Origin of the sequence: Reyranella sp. (genome assembly GCF_965279465.1) — a bacterium.
GTDB lineage: Bacteria > Pseudomonadota > Alphaproteobacteria > Reyranellales > Reyranellaceae > Reyranella.
The window spans coordinates 3,327,626-3,344,005 of record NZ_OZ257242.1 but is presented as its reverse complement, the minus strand read 5'-3'; the positions used below and the strand labels follow the sequence as shown (position 1 = coordinate 3,344,005).

Annotated in this window: 17 protein-coding genes; 9 read left to right on the top strand and 8 right to left on the bottom strand. The window is 66.5% G+C overall.

Annotated elements, in window-relative coordinates; all coding sequences use genetic code 11:
- Positions 1-25: 25 nt before the first annotated feature.
- From ACQY8M_RS16355 to ACQY8M_RS16335, 5 genes are all read left to right on the top strand, one after another.
- Positions 26-541, top strand: coding sequence for an ankyrin repeat domain-containing protein (locus ACQY8M_RS16355; RefSeq protein ID WP_428675373.1), 516 nt, complete (start codon positions 26-28; stop codon positions 539-541).
- 27 nt (positions 542-568) lie between these two features.
- Complete coding sequence (locus tag ACQY8M_RS16350) at positions 569-1,288, top strand: alpha/beta fold hydrolase (RefSeq protein ID WP_428674033.1); 720 nt, start codon at positions 569-571, stop codon at positions 1,286-1,288.
- Positions 1,289-1,434: 146 nt separating this feature from the next.
- Positions 1,435-2,808, top strand: coding sequence for an adenylate/guanylate cyclase domain-containing protein (locus ACQY8M_RS16345; RefSeq protein ID WP_428674031.1), 1,374 nt, complete (start codon positions 1,435-1,437; stop codon positions 2,806-2,808).
- 189 nt (positions 2,809-2,997) lie between these two features.
- Positions 2,998-3,510 (top strand): thioesterase family protein, encoded by a 513-nt coding sequence (locus ACQY8M_RS16340; protein ID WP_428674029.1) that lies wholly within the window; start codon positions 2,998-3,000, stop codon positions 3,508-3,510.
- Positions 3,511-3,515: 5 nt separating this feature from the next.
- Positions 3,516-4,031 carry a thioesterase family protein gene (locus ACQY8M_RS16335; protein ID WP_428674027.1) on the top strand — a complete coding sequence of 172 codons (516 nt, stop codon included), beginning with the start codon at positions 3,516-3,518 and terminating at the stop codon, positions 4,029-4,031.
- Here ACQY8M_RS16335 and ACQY8M_RS16330 read toward each other — a convergent pair.
- From ACQY8M_RS16330 to ACQY8M_RS16295, 8 genes are all read right to left on the bottom strand, one after another.
- Complete coding sequence (locus tag ACQY8M_RS16330) at positions 4,018-4,317, bottom strand: type II toxin-antitoxin system PemK/MazF family toxin (protein ID WP_428674025.1); 300 nt, start codon at positions 4,315-4,317, stop codon at positions 4,018-4,020. The genes ACQY8M_RS16335 and ACQY8M_RS16330 overlap by 14 nt on opposite strands.
- A gap of 59 nt (positions 4,318-4,376) precedes the next feature.
- Entirely contained in the window at positions 4,377-4,595 is a 219-nt protein-coding gene (locus ACQY8M_RS16325; RefSeq protein ID WP_428674023.1) for an antitoxin MazE family protein, read from the bottom strand.
- Positions 4,596-4,648: 53 nt separating this feature from the next.
- Positions 4,649-5,137, bottom strand: coding sequence for an N-acetyltransferase family protein (locus tag ACQY8M_RS16320; protein WP_428674021.1), 489 nt, complete (start codon positions 5,135-5,137; stop codon positions 4,649-4,651).
- Positions 5,127-5,873, bottom strand: coding sequence for an SDR family NAD(P)-dependent oxidoreductase (locus ACQY8M_RS16315; protein WP_428675372.1), 747 nt, complete (start codon positions 5,871-5,873; stop codon positions 5,127-5,129). The genes ACQY8M_RS16320 and ACQY8M_RS16315 overlap by 11 nt, the downstream gene beginning before the upstream one ends.
- Before the next feature lie 5 nt (positions 5,874-5,878).
- Positions 5,879-6,070 (bottom strand): DUF2783 domain-containing protein, encoded by a 192-nt coding sequence (locus ACQY8M_RS16310; RefSeq protein WP_428674019.1) that lies wholly within the window; start codon positions 6,068-6,070, stop codon positions 5,879-5,881.
- 9 nt (positions 6,071-6,079) lie between these two features.
- Positions 6,080-7,642, bottom strand: coding sequence for an FAD-dependent oxidoreductase (locus tag ACQY8M_RS16305; RefSeq protein WP_428674017.1), 1,563 nt, complete (start codon positions 7,640-7,642; stop codon positions 6,080-6,082).
- Positions 7,643-7,734: 92 nt separating this feature from the next.
- Positions 7,735-8,691 carry an MBL fold metallo-hydrolase gene (locus tag ACQY8M_RS16300; RefSeq protein WP_428674015.1) on the bottom strand — a complete coding sequence of 319 codons (957 nt, stop codon included), beginning with the start codon at positions 8,689-8,691 and terminating at the stop codon, positions 7,735-7,737.
- Positions 8,692-8,724: 33 nt separating this feature from the next.
- Positions 8,725-9,741, bottom strand: coding sequence for a S1C family serine protease (locus ACQY8M_RS16295; protein WP_428674013.1), 1,017 nt, complete (start codon positions 9,739-9,741; stop codon positions 8,725-8,727).
- 64 nt (positions 9,742-9,805) lie between these two features.
- Between ACQY8M_RS16295 and ACQY8M_RS16290 the strand changes: the two genes are divergently transcribed.
- The 4 genes from ACQY8M_RS16290 to ACQY8M_RS16275 all read left to right on the top strand — a co-directional run bounded on the left by ACQY8M_RS16290 (position 9,806) and on the right by ACQY8M_RS16275 (position 16,375).
- The gene (locus ACQY8M_RS16290) at positions 9,806-12,106 is read left to right on the top strand and encodes an ATP-dependent helicase (protein WP_428674011.1); all 2,301 of its coding nucleotides are present in this window, start codon (positions 9,806-9,808) and stop codon (positions 12,104-12,106) included.
- Between the two features lie 28 nt (positions 12,107-12,134).
- Positions 12,135-13,448 carry an ABC transporter substrate-binding protein gene (locus ACQY8M_RS16285; protein ID WP_428674009.1) on the top strand — a complete coding sequence of 438 codons (1,314 nt, stop codon included), beginning with the start codon at positions 12,135-12,137 and terminating at the stop codon, positions 13,446-13,448.
- 225 nt (positions 13,449-13,673) lie between these two features.
- On the top strand, positions 13,674-15,383 hold the full coding sequence (locus ACQY8M_RS16280; protein WP_428674007.1) for an ABC transporter permease: 1,710 nt from the start codon (positions 13,674-13,676) through the stop codon (positions 15,381-15,383).
- A complete protein-coding gene (locus tag ACQY8M_RS16275; protein ID WP_428674005.1) occupies positions 15,380-16,375 on the top strand; it encodes an ABC transporter ATP-binding protein in 996 nt (331 codons plus the stop codon). Before ACQY8M_RS16280 ends, ACQY8M_RS16275 begins: the two co-directional genes overlap by 4 nt.
- Positions 16,376-16,380 lie beyond the last annotated feature (5 nt).

Here is a 16,380-nt window from a genome sequence, read left to right as displayed (position 1 = left end):
CCTGATTCCGTCGATCCTGCTCGCCATGCCGGCCCTCGGCCTCACCGATCAGGATCGCGCCCTGATCGAGGCAACGGCGCGCAACGACATCGAGGGCGCACGCCGGCTGATCGCTGCCGGTGCCAACGTCAATGCGCAGGATGAGAATCGCGACAGCGCCTTCCTGCTCGCCGGAGCCGAAGGCCGCCTGGAGATCCTGAAGCTGACGCTGGAGGCCGGCGCCGACCTTCGCAGCACCAACCGCTACGGCGGCACGGCCTTGATCCCCGCCTGCCATCACGGCCACGTCGAGACGGTGCGCGCGCTGCTGAAGACCGCGATCGACGTCGACCACGTCAATCGGCTCGGCTGGACCGCGCTGCTCGAGGTCGCGATCCTGGGTGACGGTAGCGCGCGCTATCTGGAGATCGCCCGCCTGCTGCTCGCGCACGGCGCCAGTCCGAACCTCGCCGACCGGCAAGGCGTCACGCCCCTGGCGCACGCCCGCCAGCGCGGCCATTCCGCGCTCGCCGCCCTCCTCGCCGAAGCCGGCGCTCGCTGAAAGGCTTGCCAACCTCCGAAGGTGACAATGACGAAGCGGACGTATCTCTGCCTGCCCGGCGCATGGATGGGCGCCTGGTCGTGGAAATTCGTGCTCGAACGGCTGCAGGCCGCCGGCCACGACGCGCGCGCCCTGCCCTTTCGCGGCGTCGGGGAGCGCACGGCCGAACTGTCGCCCGAACTCGACAACGACGTCTTCCTCGCCGACACGCTGGCCTATCTCGAGCAGGAGGACCTGCGCGATGTCGTGCTGGTCGGCCACAGCTTCGGCAGCCTGATCGCCAGCCTTGTCACCGACCGGATGCCCGGGCGGATCGGCCATCTCGTGATCATCGACGGCGGCATTGCCCAGGACGGCCAATCGATATTCGGCCGCATCCCGCCCGCGATCGTCGGCAAGCGCAAGACTCTCATCAAGATCGTGAACGGCACCGAGGTGCTGCCCTTCGCGCCGGTCGGCAGCCTGATCATCGACGATCCCGAACTCGCCGCCTGGACGCACCGTCATCTCACGCCGCATCCGGTGGCCTGCTACACAAAGCCGATCCGCCTGTTCCATCCCGCCGGCAACGGCCGGCCGATGACCTACATCGCCTGCACCAGGCCGCGCTATCCGGTGTCGGCCGGCATGCACGAGAAGGTCCAGGCCATGCCGCACGTCCGCTACCGGCCGATCGAAGCCGGCCACAACTGCATCATCTCCGCGCCCGATCTAGTGGCAGCCGAACTGCTGGAGATCCCGCGATGAGCGAACAGTTGACGATCCTTGTCGTCATGTAGATCGAGACCAGCTCGGACCGATCGGCGCCGCTCCCCACGCTGCGTCGCCAAGCGTGGCATTCCGGCTGACCATGAACTACCATTGTTCTCGGACCACTCTTCGCAGGCCGTTCAATGCTGCCGTCTGGCGTTGCCGACATCTTCCGCGCCCTGCGCTCCCGGCGCGTCGAAGAGGAACGAGCAGCGCGTCAGAATCCCTTTCTCGTCAAGGCCCTGCTGAAGGAGAAACTCGAGGGGCAGCGCATAGCCGCCTGGGCGAGAACCGGTGCACTCCTGGCGAGCGGCATTCTGATCACGTTCCAGAACGCCAGCTGGAGCGTTCTCTACTTCCACGGACTCTTGCTAGTCTTCATCGCCCTCGGCTGGGCGCAGTTGCGCTACGCCAAGGTGGGCCATTCCCGAATTGAGCTCGCGCTGATCCTCGCCGACCTCGTGCTGCTGGCGGTGACGCTGACCGTTCCGAATCCTTTCGCACCGAGCGACTTTCCCACGGCGATGATTTATCGCTTCGAGACCTTTCCGTACTTCTTCATCATCCTGGCGCTGGCGACGCTGGCCTATTCGTGGCGGACCGTCCTCACAATGGGCGTGGCGTTCGTGGTGATATGGTTCCTGGCAGTGCTTGGCGTCGCGCTGCTCGGCACGACCGACCCGCAACTAGGGTCCGCAGTGACCGCCGCTTTTGCCGCCGTTCCGGGCATGCGCGACATCGTCGACCCGAACTCCGTGGTTTGGACGATCCGGATACAGGAAATGCTTATCTTCTTCCTCGTTGCAGCGATCCTCGCTCTCCGGGGGCAGCGGTCGAACGCCCTGTTGATTCGCCAGGCCGGCATTGCCGCTGAACGAGCCAACCTGTCGCGCTACTTCCCCCCATCGCTGGTGGACCAGCTGGCATCCTCCAGCAGCGACATCGGCGCCGTGCGATCGCAGGATGTTGCGGTGCTGTTCGCCGACATCGTCGGCTTCACCCAGCTTGCCGAGCGCGAGAGTCCCGAGATGGTGATGCAACTGCTTCGGCGCTGTCATTCCGTCTTCGAGCAGGCGATCTTCTCGAATGGCGGCACCCTCGACAAGTATTTGGGGGACGGCGTGATGGCGACCTTCGGCACTCCGCAGGTTTCGCCAGCGGACTGCGCCAACGCGCTCGCCGCGGCCAGCGCTATTGTCGAAGGCGTCGAGTCCGGCAATGCCGAACTGGCCGCGGCCAGCTCGCCGCAGGTGCGCATATCCGTCGGCCTGCATTTTGGGCCCGCCATTCTCGGTAACATCGGCTCGGAGCGGCGACTCGAGTTTGCGACACTTGGCGACGCCGTCAACGTGGCGAGCCGGCTGGAGGCGGCGAGCCGCGACCTGGGCTGCCGCATCGTCGCAAGCGATGCAGTCGTATCTCGCGTCGCTGACAGCGCATTGAAAGGTGGTTTTCGACGCGTGCCGAAACTCAGCCTGCGGGGGCGAGCGGCCCCGATCGACGTCTGGGTGGCGTAGCGGCGATTACACTCGTGGAATGAGTCGGACGGCGCGACCCGCATGACAAGTCGATGGTGAACCGTCGTATTGATCGCGTCGATGCGAACACCACGCCAGCAGTTGCCGACGATCGCGTCGTGCTTGAGCAGCGAGCGTCGTTTCGCGGAACTTGCCGCGGGGCCGGTCCCTTCGCTACGGTCCGCCCGCATGAAATTACCTCCATACCCCCTGATCGAACCCAGCCTCGGCGCACCGCTCGACGTGCACAGCGCCACCGTGCTGCCCGAGTGGATCGACTGGAACGGCCACATGAACGTGGGCTTCTACGTTGTGGCCTTCGACAAGGCGACCGACACGCTGTGCCAGCAGTTCGGCTGCAGCTGGGAATACACACGCGAGAAGATCGGCATGACCTTCGTGCTCGAGGCACACGTCACCTACGACCGCGAGGTCAAGGAGGGCGATCCCCTGCGCATCACGACGCAGATCCTCGACCACGACGCCAAGCGCCTCCACTACATCCATTTGATGTATCACGGCACCGAAGGCTATCTCGCTGCGACCAACGAGCTGATGCTGATGAACATCGACTATGCCACGCGCCGCTCCGCACCGTGGCCCGACTGGGCGAAGGAGCGGATCGACAAGCTCGCCGCCGCCCACGCCTCCCTGCCCCGCCCGCCGCAGGCCGGCCGGCTCATCGGTATCAAGAAGAAGTAGAGTCCATGCTTGTCACGTTGCCTTACGAGATGCCCGAGCTGGTGACGCGCGCGCCGCTCGACACCCACACCTCGACCGTGCTGCCGGAATGGGTCGACTGGAACGGCCACATGAACCTGGCCTTCTACGTCACGGCGTTCGACCAGGCGTCGGGCGCCTTCATGCGCAACATCGGGCTCGGCCGGCGCTACGTCGACGGCAAGCACGGCATGACGTTCGTGCTCGAGACTCACGTCACCTACGACCGCGAGATGAAGGGCGGCGCGCCGATGCGCTTCGCCACCCAGCTCCTCGCGCGCGACGCCAAGCGCGTGCATCTGTTCCACGAGATGCATCATGCCGAGCAGGGCTACCTGGCCGCGACCAACGAGTCGATCATCATGAACATCGACTATTCTTCGCGGCGCTCGGCTCCGTGGCCGGTGCAAGTCGCGGAGCGGCTGGAAGCGGTGTGGGCGACGCACAAGGACCTGCCGAGGCCGGCGAAGGCGGGACGGGTGATGGGGCTTACGAAGAAATAGAGACGCGATTCGTCCGCGACGGCCCTGCCAAACCGAGAAAGACTAGCATCGCACGATCCAGGCGCCGAACGTCCTCAGGCGCGAGCGAGCCAACAAGCGCTCCGAGCTTTGCCTTCGCGACCGTCGTGATCTTGTCGACCATCAGGCGTGATGGCTGGCGCAGCCCATTGCGTTCGCTCGGTACAACCTCGAGCCTGAACAACGGCGCTTCGCTATCGTCCGTAGTGAAGGCGCAAACGGTGATGGAGGCCGTCGCATCGAAGGCATCGTCCTGCACGATGACCACGGGTCGCGGCTTCCCCGCGTAGTTCGCGCCACCGGATGCCGTCCAGATCTCGCCGCGTCTCATTCGTCCCGATCGGACACCGCGTCGATGAATGCCTGGTCCTCACGCTCGCTGTCGCTGCGGGCTATCGCGAGCGATTGCCGATGAGCCTGCAGCTTGAACGCCCGAGAACGCACATCCGGCACCCAGACCTGGATGGGCCGGAGGCCTTGCCGCCGCAGGCTCTCGCGGTGGCGACGCACCTTCTCGCGTGACGACTTGGGCTTCGCTCCCGGCATGCGTTACATGTAACCCAACCACGAGCCTCCATCAAGAGGCTTAGGCCGCGGGCTCACCATCTTGCGGTCGCGAGCTTCTCCAGCGCCTCGCCGCTCAGGCGGTAGGGCAGCCAGTTCCTGATCCAGCGGAAGCCGATCTTCTCGTAGAAGCCGCGCGCCGGATTCCAGTCGAGCACGTTGAGGTCGATGCGCTTGTAGCCCTTGGCCGCGCACTCCTTCGCCAGCGCCACCATCAGGGCGCGCGCCACGCCGCCGCGACGTTCCTCGGGGATCACCCAGATGTCCTCGATGAAGATGCCACGCGCCGCGGTCCAGACCGAGTAGTTGAAGGTGTAGAGCGCGAAGCCGACCGGCTTGCCGGCCCGCTCGGCAATCAAGGCGGCGAATTGCGGGTTGTCCCCGAAGCCATCGCGCGCGAGGGTCTGCGGCGTCGAGGTGACGGCGTGCGGCTCGTCCTCGTAGGTCGCGAGGTCGATCGAGAAGCGATGCAGCAGGTCTACGTCGTCCACCGTCGCGGGCCGGACATGAACATCAGATGCCAAGATACCCCCCGTCGACCGGCAGGATGGCGCCGGTGATGTAGCTCGCCGCGTCGGAGCAGAGGAAAACGACCGGTCCGGCCAGCTCCTCCGGCTCGCCGACGCGCTTCATCGGCACATGCGCGAGGAACGCCTCGAGCCGCTTCGGATCGGCGCGGGTCGGCTCGGTCATGGCGGTGGCGATCAGGCCGGGCGCCAGCGCATTGACCCGCACGCCGTCCGGTGCGAGCTCCGAGGCGAGGGCGCGCGTGAACTGGGCGAGCGCGCCCTTCGACACCGGGTAGGCGCCGCTGCCGGCCTGCGCCACGAACGAGTTGATCGAGGCGATGTTGACGATCGTGCCGCGGGTCAGCTTGAGCTGATCGACGAAGGCCATGGTGACGTTGAACGGCCCTTGCACGTTCACCGCCATGGTCTTGTCCCAGCGCTCGCGCCCGTCGGCCGCGACCAGGTTGCCGCGCAGGAAGATGCCGGCGTTGTTGATCAGGATGCGGATCGGCCCGACCAGCAGCGACAGGTCCTGCGCGAGCTTGCGGCAGCCCTCCTCGTCGGTGACGTCGAGCGCGAAGCCGCGCGCCTTGCCGCCGTCGGCCACGATCGAGTCGGCGATGGCACGAGCGGCATCCTTGTCGATGTCGGTGACGATCACCTCGGCTCCGGCCGCGGCAAGACCGCGGGCGATGGCGGCGCCGTTACCGTGCCCGCCTCCGGTCACCAGGGCGAGCCGGCCGATCAGCATGTCCTTCACGGGGCTGCCTCCTTCAGGGCTTCCCGGATCACCGTCTCGTCGCCGATGTGATTCACCAGCAGCAGGATCAGCCGGGCGTCGAAGGCCCGGCACTCCTCATCGCTCAGTCCTTTGTGCGCGTCGATGAGGGCATTGTAGACGTCGTCGGGTTTCGCGAGGTTGAGCGTGCGTCGCAACGCTCCTTCCATGGTCTCCTCCTATCGGCCCGTCGCGCGGGCGAAAGCCGCTTGCACAGCGTCGGGATCATGACGCCGCCAGCGCGCCGCGACGTAGCGATCCGGGCGGATCAGATAGATCGTGCCGGGCCGCGCATCGTAGCGCATCGCCAACAGCCCGCTGCAGTCCGCCGGCAGCGTCGTCACACCCGCCGAGGCCGGGACATCACCCCCGAAGCTCAGCAAGGTGAAGTCCGGACCGACCCGCTCGACGAGCCAGCCGGTGCCCAGCGGCGCATCGATCATCGCCCGCCCCGGCGCCGGGCCGCCCGACCAGTCGGAATCTGCATCCGGCGTATCGAGCGGCGATCCGGCGTGCGTCGTCGGGACCGACAGCCGGCCACTGTTGATCAAGGCGCGCGCGAACGGGAAGTCGCGCGCCAGCGACAGGGTGGCATCCCGGAAGATGCGTGACGCCTCGAACTTGGGCGTGATGAAGTCGGTGCTGCGCGTCGACTGCCGGATGTTCTCGCGCGATGCGGCGCGACGCTCCTCGCAGTAGCTGTCGATCAGGCCGGGCGGCGACTCGCGCTTCACCACCCTCGCCAGCTTCCATGCCAGATTGTCCGCATCGGCCACCGCCGCGTTGCCGCCGCGGGCGCCGAACGGCGAGACGACATGCGCGGCATCGCCGGCGAAGATCGTCCGGCCGTGCACGAAGCGCTCCATCATGCGGCAGGTGAAGGTGTAGACACTCGACCACTCGTGCTCCCACCGCGCCTCGGGTCCGAACATCTGGCGCAGGCGGCGGTCGATATTCTCCGGCTTCTTCTCCTCGTCCGGATCGGCGTCGCGGCCGAGCTGGAAGTCGACCCGCAGGATGTCGTCGGCCTGGCGGTGCAGCAGGACCGAGTTGGTCGGGTGGAAGGGCGGATAGAACCAGAAGCGCCGCTCCTTCGGCAGGTCGCCGGTGAGCCGGATATCGGCGATCAGGAACTGGTCGTGGAAGACCTCGCCCGGATAAGGGAGTCCGAGCATATGCCGAACCGGGCTGCGCACGCCGTCGCAGGCGATCAGCCAGTCGGTTTCGAGCGCGTACGTGCCATCGGGAGTGTCGACCGTGAGGGTCACGCCGTCGTCAAGCTGGGCAACACCGACCACTTTGTTGCGGTGACGCATCTCGATCAGCGGCTCGGCCCGGCAGCGTTCGTAGAGATACTCTTCGACGTAATACTGCTGCAGGTTCACGAAGGCCGGGAACTTGTGGCCGGGCTCGGGCTGCAGGTTGAAGCGGTAAATCGCGCTGTCGCGCAGATAGACCTCACCCTGCTCCCAGGTGATGCCCTTCTCCACCATGGGCGCAGCGATGCCGAATCGGTCCCAGGTCTCGAGACTGTGCTGGGCCTGGCAGATCGAGCGGCTGCCGAGGCTCACGGTGTCATCGTCGTCGAGGATCAGCGCCGGCACGCCGCGCGTCGCGAGCGACAAGGCGAGCGTCGGCCCCGCGATGCCGGCACCGACGATGACGACCGGGCGGCGCGCGCCGGGCGTATCAAGCTCGGCGGGGCGGACGTTGGGGTAGTGCCGATAGGTGTAGGAACTCACGAGATGTCATCCCGAGCGCAGCGAGGGATCCTTGGAGCCACAGCAAAGATCCCTCGCTTCGCTCGGGATGACAATCTTCACAACCTTCGCTGTCAGCCGGCCTTCTCCAGCGCCGACCACATCTCGATGTCGCGCTCCGCCGTCCAGATGCGCGGATGGTCGAGGCCCTTGACCTCGTCGTAGGCGCGGCTGACGTCGAACGGCATGCAGTGCTCGAAGATCGCCCAGTTGCCGTAGCGCGGCTGTAGCGCGGCCATCGCCTTGTCGTAGGCCTGCTTCAGCGAGTCGCCCGACTCGACGCTCGCCGAAACCGCCTTGTAAAGCTCGGCCAGGAACTGCTGCGTGCCCGCGATGCCTTCTTCCACCGCATGCTCGCCCATCAACGCATCGCCGCGGCCCGGCACAAGCGCCTCGGCCCTGAGGTCGCGGAGCTTCTGGAGAGTCTCGGGCCAGTCCTTGTAGTGCGCGTCGCCGCAATAGGGCGTGGCGCCGTACTCGACGAGGTCGCCGCTGAACAAGGTGCGCTCCTCGGGCAGCCACACGATCGTGTCGCCCTTGGTATGGCCGCGTCCGGCATGGATGATGTCGACCTGCAGCTTGCCCAGCCACAGCGTCATGCGGTCGCCGAAGGTGATGGTCGGCCAGGTGAGGCCGGGAATCGTCTCCGCTGCCTGGAACAGGCGCGGGAACCGCTGCAGCTCCGACTTGTAGTCCTGCTGGCCGCGCTCGACGATCATGTCGCGCGTCGCCTCGCTGCAAATGATGTGCTCGGCGCCGTAGCCCGAAGCGCCCAGAACGCGCACGGCGTGATAATGCGACAGCACCACGTACCTGATCGGCTTGTCGGTCACGGTGCGGATGTGCTGGATCACGGTCTGCGCCATCTTCGGCGTCGCCTGGGCATCGATCACCATCACCGAATCGTCTCCGACCACGATACCGGTGTTCGGATCGCCCTCGGCGGTGAAGGCATAGGCATGCTCGGACAGACGGCTGAAGGTAATCTTCTTCTCCGCCATGTCCGCCTGCGAGGCGAAGGCTCGTGCCATCGGTCGTTTTCCCCTGTTTGCCTTTTTATACAGTCAGTCGTTGCTGTACTTGTGGTACTTGGCGCGGTCGCCGGTGCGCACCGTGACCTCGAAGGCGTCGCTGTCGCGCTCCATGCGCAAGGTCACCACCGAGCCGGCCGGTCCGCTCGCCCACAGCCGTTTGTAGAAGTCCCCGACGTCGTCCAGCACGTCTCCGTTCAATGCCTGCAGGATGTCGCCGCGCTTGAGGCCCGCGCGATCGGCCGGTCCACCCTCGGAGATGCCCCCGACGAAGAGCTGGCCCATGTGCTCGACCGTGTAGAGGCCGAGCCACGGCCGCGGCGGCGTCGACAGCCTGCCTGTCTCGACCAACTCATCGAACACCGGCTTCAAGCGGTTGATCGGTACGTACATGTTGCCCGGAAACGCTGCCGCGCCGGGGCCGAGCGCTTCCTGCACGAGGAGCGAGCCAACCCCCAGCAGGGTACCGTCCATGCCGACGAGCGCCGAGCCGCCCCATAGCGGATAGGCCGGCACGGTGAAGATCGCGTTGTCGAGCAGGTATTCCCAGTAGCCTGCGAATTCCCGCCGGCCGGCAACCTTGACCTTGAGCGTCGCCTTCTCGCCGCCGACGCCCGCGACATAGGCCTCGCTGCGCAACGTTAGCTCGTCGGAATCGCCGAACAGCATCGGCTTGATCGGCGGCGGCACGTCCGTGCGGATCAGGCCAAAGCCGCTTTCGTAGTCGTAACCGACGATTGAGGCCGGGAATGCGCGGCCTTCGCTGTCGGTCACGGTGATGGTGTCGGCTTCCATGATCAGGTAGCCGATGGTGACGACCAGCCCGTCGTCGTCGATGACGATGCCATGGCCCTCGCGCTCCGAGCCCAGGGTCTGGGCCGAGCGGCGGTTTTCCGGGATGGTCGTATGCACGCCGACCACCGCGGGCAGCGCGTCGACGACTTTGGGCGGCAAATTGCTCTCGTCGCCAGGCTTCCGCGCCTCGACGCCGCGCTCACTGCCGTGCCAGTGGCTCGACCCATTCGCGGAACCGTTCAAACCTTGGGCCATGCGAAATCCTCCGCGTCCTTCTACAAAGATAGGCGCTTGGGCCAACGATTGCTATATGTTGTGCATGGCGCCTTCCGCCGATCCGTTCGAAATCACCGACGACCCCCAGCCCGTTCCCGAAACGACCGGGCGGCGCGTCCTCGCGCCGTCAACCCATCTCGAGGGCTTGAATGCGGAGCAGCGCCTCGCCGTCACCCATGAGGGCGGACCGCTGCTCGTACTGGCCGGCGCCGGCACCGGCAAGACGCGCGTGCTCACCACCCGTATCGCCCACCAGTTGATCACAGGCCGCGCCCGGCCGTCGCAGATCCTTGCCGTCACCTTCACGAACAAGGCGGCCCGCGAGATGCTCGAACGCGTCGCCAGCCTGATCGGCGGCGCGGCCGACGGCATGTGGCTCGGCACCTTCCACTCGATCGGCGTGCGCGTGCTGCGCCGGCACGCCGAGTTGGTCGGGCTCAAGAGCAACTTCACGATCCTCGACACCGACGACCAGACGCGGCTGATCAAGCAGCTCCTGCAGGCCGAGGGCATCGACGACAAGAAGTGGCCGGCCCGCGTGCTTTCCGGCGTCATCCAGCGCTGGAAGGACCGCGCGCTCACGCCCGACAAGATATCGGGCGACGATGCCGGCGAGTTCGCCAACGGCAAGGCGGGAGAGATCTATAGGCAGTACCAAGCGCGGCTGGCCGAGGTGAACGCCGTCGATTTCGGCGATCTCATCATGCACTGCGTGAGCCTCTGGCAGCAGCACCCCGACATCCTGGCGGACTATCATCGCCGCTTCCGCCACATCCTTGTCGACGAGTACCAGGACACCAACGTGGCGCAGTATCTCTGGCTGAGGCTGCTCGCGCAGGGCACGCCGAACGTCTGCTGCGTCGGAGACGACGACCAGTCGATCTACGGCTGGCGCGGCGCGGAGGTCGGCAACATCCTGCGCTTCGAGAAAGACTTCCCGGGCGCCACCATCGTGCGGCTGGAGCGGAACTACCGCTCGACGCCGCACATCCTCGCCGCCGCCTCGCACCTGATCGCCCACAACGAGGGACGGTTGGGGAAGACCCTGTGGACTGAATTGAAGGAAGGCGAGCGCATCTCACTGCGCGGCGTGTGGGACGGCGACGAGGAAGCCCGCACCATCGGTGAGGAGATCGAGGCGCTGCAGCGCGACAAGCATGCCCTCAGCCAGATCGCCATCCTGGTGCGCGCCGGCTTCCAGACCCGCGAATTCGAGGAGCGATTCATCACGATGGGCCTGCCCTATCGCGTGATCGGCGGCCCGCGCTTCTACGAGCGGGCGGAGATCCGCGACGCGCTGGCCTATTGCCGCGTCACCGTGCAGCCGGACGACGATCTCGCCTTCGAGCGCATCTACAACACGCCGCGTCGCGGGCTGGGCGAGTCGGCCCTGCGCACGCTCAGGGTCATCCAGCGCGCGAGCAAGGTCTCGCTGTTCGAGGCGACGCGCCGCGCACTCGAGACCGACGAGCTGAAGGGCCGGCAGCGCAAGTCGCTGGGCGACCTGATCGCCAGCTTCGACCGGTGGCGCGCCATGCTCGACGGGATCAGCCACGCCGAAGTGGTCGAGACGCTGCTCGACGAGTCGGGCTACACCGACATGCTGCGGGCGGACCGCTCGCCCGAGGCCGAGGGCCGGCTGGAGAACCTCAAGGAGCTGACCAACGCGCTGCAAGAATTCGAGTCACTGCCCGCATTCCTCGAGCATGTCGCGCTGCTGACCGACACTGCCGAGAAGGCGGGCAGCGACATGGTCAGCGTCATGACCCTGCATGCCGCCAAGGGGCTGGAGTTCGACACGGTGTTCCTGCCGGGCTGGGAGGAAGGCCTCTTTCCCAACCAGCGCGCGCTCGACGAAAAAGGCGCGGCCGGCCTCGAGGAAGAGCGGCGGCTGGCCTACGTCGGGCTGACACGCGCGCGCAAGCGGGCCTATGTCTCCTTCGCCGCCAACCGGCGCGTCTTCAACCAGTGGCAGGCCGCCATTCCGTCGCGCTTCCTCAAGGAGCTGCCGACGGCGCAGCTCGCCGAGAGCAGCGATGCCGGCCTCTATGCGACCTATTCCGCCGGCCATCACGGCGGGCTGCGCGACCAGGCAAGCGGCTTCGATTATGAGAGCCTCGGCGTCACGGGCATGGGACGCGCCCGCACACGCTGGCGCGACGAGACGTTCGACGACCGCCGCGCCGTGGAAGGCGACAAGCCCGATCTTGGCATCGGCCAGCGTGTCTTCCACCAGAAGTTCGGCTACGGCCGCATTGTTGCCGTCGACGGCAACAAGCTCGACATCGACTTCGAGAAAGCCGGCCCGAAGAAGGTTCTCGACAGTTTTGTCGAAGCGGCCTGAAGGTCGGCATTTGGGGGAGTAGTAGGCAATGTTCCGTTCGATCGCCCTTGCGGCCGCTTTCGTCCTCGCGGGTGGCGCGGCCTTCGCGCAAGGCGGCAAGGTCACCGTGGTCACCTCGTTCTCGAAGGACGTGACCGATCCCTTCAAGAAGGCGTTCGAGAAGGCGACGCCCGGCGCGACGCTGGAAGTGCAGAACCGCAACACCAACGCCGGCGTGAAGTTCATCGAGGAGACCAAGGCCAACAACCAGGTCGACCTGTTCTGGGCCTCCGCGCCCGACGCCTTCGAGGTGCTGAAGGCCAAGAAGCTGCTGGCGCCCTACAAGCCGAGGGCGACGGGCATTGCCGAGAAGGTCGGATCCTATCCGGTCAACGACAAGGACGGCTTCTATGTCGGCTTCGCCGCGTCCGGCTACGGCATCATGTGGAACGAACGCTATGTGAAGGCCAACAAGCTGCCGACGCCGAAGGAATGGCAGGACCTCACGCAGGCGCCATACTTCGACCACGTCTCGATTTCGGCCCCGTCGCGCTCGGGCACGACGCATCTCACGATCGAGACGATCCTGCAGGGCGAGGGCTGGGCCAAGGGCTGGCGCACGACCAAGGAGATCGCCGGCAACCTGCGCCAGGTCACCGACCGCTCGTTCGGCGTGCCGGAGAACGTGAACTCGGGCCAGGTCGGCTACGGCATCGTGATCGACTTCTTCGCCTTCTCCTCGCAGGGCGCGGGCTTCCCGGTGAAGTTCGTCTATCCGTCGGTGACGACGCTGGTGCCGGCCAATATCGGCGTCATCGCCAATGCGCCCAACAAGGCGGGCGCCGAGGCCTTCATCGAGTTTCTGCTCTCGCCGGCTGGCCAGGAGGCGCTGCTGGAGCCCACCATCCGCCGCCTGCCGGTGCGGCCGGAAACCTATGCGAAGGCACCCGCCGACTATCCCAATCCTTTCAAGGACAAGAATCTGCAGGGTCTGCTGACTTTCGATGCGGAGCTGTCCGAGAAGCGCAACCAAGCCGTCGACGTATTGTTCGACCAGCTCGTCACCTTCCAGCTCGAGCCGCTTAAGGCCGCGACCAAGTCGCTGCACGAGCTCGACGCGGCGCTGGCGAAGAAGGACAACGCCCAGGCTCGCGCCCTCGCGACGGAAGCGCGCGACCTGATCGCGGCGATGCCGATCACCGACGCCGAAGCGGCCTCGCCCGAAATCCGCCAGGCCTTCACCGGCGGCAAGCAAAAGACCGCGCGCCAAGCCGAGCTGGAGCAGCAGTGGGCCGCCTTCGCCAAGGAGAAGTACACCGCCGCCAAGGCCAAGGCGGATGAAGGGCTGAAGCTCGTGCGGTAGCTCCGCTTGAACGCTTGCTGTCGTCCTGAGCGCTGCGAAGGACATCCCGCTTCCTACAAAGAACGCCTGTTGAATGGACGCTAGATCCTTCGCTTCGCTCAGGATGACACGGGAGGGCTCGACAGACCGAGAGCTGTTGGGCACGAGCGTCATGCTCTTCCGGACCGCGAGCCTCCGGCTCGCTCGGACTCATGAGCGAGCCGGAGGCTCGCGGTCCGGAAGAGCATGACGCTTCCGATTGCTTTAACGACCGTGCCCGCCCATCGCTCCACCGGCGCCGCGCTGCTGGCGCTGGCGATCGGGCTGTTCATCGTCGCCTTCCTAGTCGTACCCGTCGCCACCGTGATCTACGTCGCCTTCACCGAGAAGGGCAGCGGCGGCTTCACCCTGGTCAACTTCCTCGACTTCGCGCGCACCGACCTGTTCGTGCGCTCGTTCTGGAACTCGATCTACGTTTCGGCGATGACCGTGCTGTGGTCGTCCGCCTTCGCGCTGCCGCTCGCCTATCTCACGACTCGGTTCGAGTTCCGCGGCGCCGGACTGGTCCAGACGCTGGGATTCCTGCCGCTGATCATGCCACCCTTCGTCGGCGCGGTGGCGATGCAGCTCCTGTTCGGCCGCAACGGCACCGTGAACCTGCTGCTCGACGAGTATTTCGATTTCAAGATCGGCTTCATGGAAGGGCTGAATGGCGTCATTTTCCTGCAGGCGATCCACTATTTCCCGTTCATCCTGATCAATCTTTCCGCCGCGCTGCGCAACATCGACCGGTCGATGGAAGAGGCGGCGCAGAACCTCGGCTCGCACGGCCTGCGCCTGTTCCGCCGCATCGCCTTCCCGCTTGCCCTGCCGGGCTACGTCGCCGGCGCGAGCCTCGTGTTCGTCAAGGTGTTCGACGACGTGGCGAGCCCACTGCTGCTCAACGTCAAGGAAATGCTGGCGCCGCAGGCTTATCTCCGCATCACCTCGATCGGCATCGACGATCCGATGGGCTACGTCATCTCCGTCGTTCTGATCGCGATCGCCGTCGTAACCATGTGGGGCTCGGCGCAGGTGCTGAAGGGCAAGGACTACGCCACGACGCAACGCGGCGGCGGCGGACTGGCGAGGCGCCCCCTGACCGGCCGGCAGTCGATCCTGGCCTATGCGCTGGTGCTGCTGATCCTGGCCCTCGTCCTCGCCCCCCATGTCGGCCTGCTGCTGCTCTCGTTTGCGACGGTGTGGTCGTTCAGCCCCCTGCCCGACGGCTACACGCTCGCCCATTATGCCCGCGTGCTGGGCGACAGTTCGGTCTACATCACCAACACGCTGCTCTATTCCGGCCTCGCCGCCGCGATCGACGTCGCTCTGGGCGGCGCCATCGCCTACCTCGTGCTGCGCACGCACCTGCCGGGCCGCAGCATGCTCGACTGGGGCGCAGGTGCCGCACTGGCCGTGCCTGGCGTCGTTCTGGGCATCGGCTATCTGCGCGCCTTCTATGGCGTGGAGCTGCCCGACGGCACGCCGCTCGCTGCGCTGTGGATCATGATCGTGCTGGCGATTGCCATCCGCCGCCTGCCGTACGCGCTGCGCGCCGCCTATGCCGCCCTGCAGCAAATCTCCGTGTCTCTGGAAGAAGCCGCCGAAAACCTCGGCGCCACCCCATTTCGCACGGTGCGACGCATCGTGATCCCGCTGATGACCGGTGGCCTGCTGGCGGGCTTCGTCACCAGCTTCGCAACCGCCGCGGTCGAGCTTTCGGCGGTACTGATGCTCGTGCAGAGCAACTCCGACGCGCCGTTGTCTTACGGCCTCTACGTGCTGATGCAGACTCCCGCCGGCCGCGGCGCCGGTGCCGCGCTGGGCGTCATCGCCGTGATCATCGTCGCCGTCTGCATGGGCCTGTCGCAACTCGCCGCCGACCGTTCGCAACGCGCCAAGGGCCTGGATCTATGAGCGCAGTCGCCATCGACATCAAGGGCGTGAACCTGTCCTACGGACCGACCCACGTGTTGAAGGACATCGATCTCTCGATTCGACCCGGCGAGTTGTTCGCTTTTCTCGGTCCTTCCGGCTGCGGCAAGACCACGCTCCTGCGCCTGATCGCCGGCTTCGCGCAGGCGCAGACCGGCCAGGTGCTGCTCGACGGCCACGACGTCGCCGCCCTGCCGCCGTGGAAGCGCGATGTCGGCATGGTGTTCCAGAGCTATGCGCTGTGGCCGCACATGACGGTGGCGCAGAACGTCGCCTTCGGCCTGGAGGAGCGCCGCCGACCGAAGGCCGAGATCGCTGCCAGGGTCGCGCAGGCGCTCGAGCTGGTCGGCCTCTCGGCCTACGCCCAGCGCCGGCCGGCGCAGCTGTCCGGCGGCCAGCAGCAGCGGGTCGCGCTCGCCCGTACCATCGCCATCGAGCCCAAGGTGCTGCTGCTCGACGAGCCGCTGTCGAACCTCGATGCGAAGATGCGGGTCAGCGTGCGGCGCGACCTGCGCGAGCTGCAGCAACGGCTGGGCCTCACCACGATCTTCGTGACCCACGACCAGGAAGAGGCCAACACGATCTGCGACCGCATCGCCGTCATGGAGGCGGGCGTCATCCGCCAGGTCGGCACGCCGATGGAGCTCTACGAGCGCCCGGCCAACCTGTTCGTCGCGAGCTTCCTCGGCTCGGCGAACATCCTCGACGGCGGCGCGGGCGTGACGGTGCCGGCCGGCCAGCGGCTGGTCTTCCGGCCGCAGCATGCGAGCCTGTCGCCGGCGGCTGGCGCCGCGATGAGCGGGCCGGTCACCCATCGCGAGTTCCTCGGCGCGACGGTGCGCTACGGCGTGCGGATCGGCGACCGCGAGATCCTGGTCGAGGCGCCATTCCAATCCGGCGCCGAGCTGCGCGCCATTGGCGAGACGGTCGGCGTGGCGCTGCCGCGCGAGCGCATGCTCTACTTGCCGGCATGAGTGGT